We start from the raw sequence: 2,406 nt of genomic DNA on the forward strand, positions 1-2,406 counted from the left end.
GGCCGGGGGTGGGGTCCGCATGTCCTGCTCCGCGTTGCGGACCTGTTGCTGGGTCTGTTGTGTCTCGCGGCGGTCCTGTTCGTCGCGGCCGTTCGGGCCCCCGTCGCGCTTCATGTCGTTGGCGCGGGACTTCAGACGACCGGTCACCTTGCCCATGTACTTGGCGATGCCGCTGACCAACGCCTGGTAGATGAGTTCCAGGAGCGCCACCACGCCGGCCGCGACGGCCACGGCGAACTGCTTGCCGGCGCCGCCGCCCTTGACCGCTTTCAGGAAGGCCAACACGAGTTGGAAGGCGCGCAGGATCGCGCCCAGCGCGCCGATCGCCGTCTGGATGGCGTCGAGGATGGCGAGGATCCAGCCGGCGCCGGGGATCAGCTTGGCGACGACCTTGGTGATGACCAGCTCCCCGATGATGATCGGCAGTTGGGGGAGGGCGGCCTCCCAGGCCATCTCGACCATTTCTTCGGCGGTCATGCCGCCGTTGACGAGGAGCTGGAAGGTCTCCTGGTCGAGGCCGAGGATCTCCTGGATCTTCTCGGCGACCCACTGCTTGACGCCCTTCTGGATCTCGTTGAAGAGGTGGTTCTTGGCGCCGTCCTCCGCCGAGGCGCCGAGTTTGCCGATCCAGCCGCCGGGGTCGGCCATGATGTCGACCGCGATCACGGCCAGGTCGCCGTAGGCGCTCAGCAGGCCGCCGGCGATCTCCATGGCCGTGGTGACGACGCCCTCGACGACGTCCACAGCGGCCAGCAGGCCGGCCTCCAGTACGTCGAGCAGGGCGGTCAGGCCGGCGGCCAGGCCGTCCAGGAAGGAGCCGATGCGCTCCTTCAGGCCGTCCGCGAGGTCGTTCACCGTGTCGATCGCCGCGTCGCGCGCGCCGTTGATCGTGTCGCGCCACTTGTCCCGCAGCTCGGGGAAGCCGGCGAGGAGGATGTCGCCCAGGCCGATCAGGATGTCCGCGAAGACGTTGATCGCGTCGACGATGAAGTTGCGGGCCGCGTCGATCAGGTCGAAGACGGTCTGCTTGAACTCCTCGATGATGCCGACGACGGCCTCGCGAGCCGCGTTGAAGACCTCGACGATGGCGTTCTTGAGCTTGTTGAACTGCTCCTTGATCCAGTCGATCGCCTCGCTGAGCCAGTTGCCCGACTCCTCCTCGCCCTCGTCGCGCGTCTCCTGGGCCTCGGTCTCGGCCTTGGTCTTCTCGGTCTGGATCCGGTCGTTCTCCTCCTGGGTCGTGGTCTCGACCTCGTCGTCGGTCTCGGTCTTCTTCGTCTCGATGTCGTCACGCACGCGCTCGTACTCGGCGCCGCTCTCCTCCTCGACCTCGGCGAGCTGTTCGTCCTGCTCCTGCTGCCATTGCTGGCGGGCGTCCTCCACCTCGGTGGCCGCGCCGGTGCGAACGCTCTCCTGCTCGCTGCTGTTGGCGTCGATCTCGGCCTGGACGCGCTGGTCGTGCTCGCGCTGTTTGGTCAGGAAGCCCTCGTCCTTGGCCGTCTTCTCGGTGAGCATCCGCTCCTGGCCCTGGCCGAACGCGGCCTGGATCTGCGGGCCCTGCTCGTGCTCGGCGACGGCCCCGAGGACGTCGGCGGGGAGTTGGGGGCTGGCCGGCCCGCCGGCCGCGCCCTGCTGCTGCGGGTCCTGGCCACTGCCGCCGGCGCCCGCGCCGGTCAGCGTCTCGCCGGGCACGGTGGGGAAGATCTGGTCCTCCCCCATCGGCTGGGCCGCGTCCTCCCGGCCCTGGGTCTTCAACTCCGCACTTTTGTCCTTGAGTTCGCTCTGCTGCTCGTCGGTTCGCTGCGGGTCGGTGTCGTCTTCGAGCGGCACCGGGGCGGCGCGGCCGACCTTCGCGTCCTTCAGCCCGTCGTCGGTCGTGGGAATGGATCTCAGGGCGTCGGTCAGACCGCCGAGGTCGATGCCCACGGCGTCCATGAGGCCGCCGACGATTCCGCCTACCGTCTCGAAGAAGCCGGGAGGCTCCATGTCCTCGCCGGGCGTCTCACCGGTCGGGCCCTGGTCGCCCTCCACCTCGGGGGTCTCGCCGGCCGGCGCGTCCAGTTTCTCGACCTTGTCGCCGGTGTACTCGCCGGGCGGTGAGACGGTCGGATCGCCCTGCAGGGTCTGCGGGGCACCGGACGGCCGTTCCATGGACGGCGGGGACTCCTCGAGAGCGGTCCGCTCCTGGCCTACCGCATTGCCCACGGCCGAGTCGACCCCACGGAGGGTCTGCGCCATCTGGTGGGGCTTCAGGCCGGCCGTGGTCGCCAGCGCCGCCTCGGGAGCGGCCCGGGAGACGTCCGGCGGCGGAGCCTCCTTCTTGGCGGTGGCCGGTCCACCGCCGCCCGCCGGCGCGCCGCCTCCTCCGCCACCCCCGCCACCCCCTCGGGCCGCGGGGGCCGAGGC

The 2,406-nt window shown here is 70.2% G+C and carries 1 pseudogene; it reads right to left on the reverse strand.

Annotated elements, in window-relative coordinates:
• Nucleotides 1–2,151: pseudogene (locus tag E1265_RS35585) on the reverse strand (hypothetical protein); the annotation flags it as partial.
• Between the last annotated feature and the right edge of the window lie 255 nt (nt 2,152–2,406).

The organism is Streptomyces sp. 8K308, assembly GCF_004348315.1.
In the GTDB taxonomy this organism is placed as follows: Bacteria; Actinomycetota; Actinomycetes; order Streptomycetales; family Streptomycetaceae; genus Streptomyces.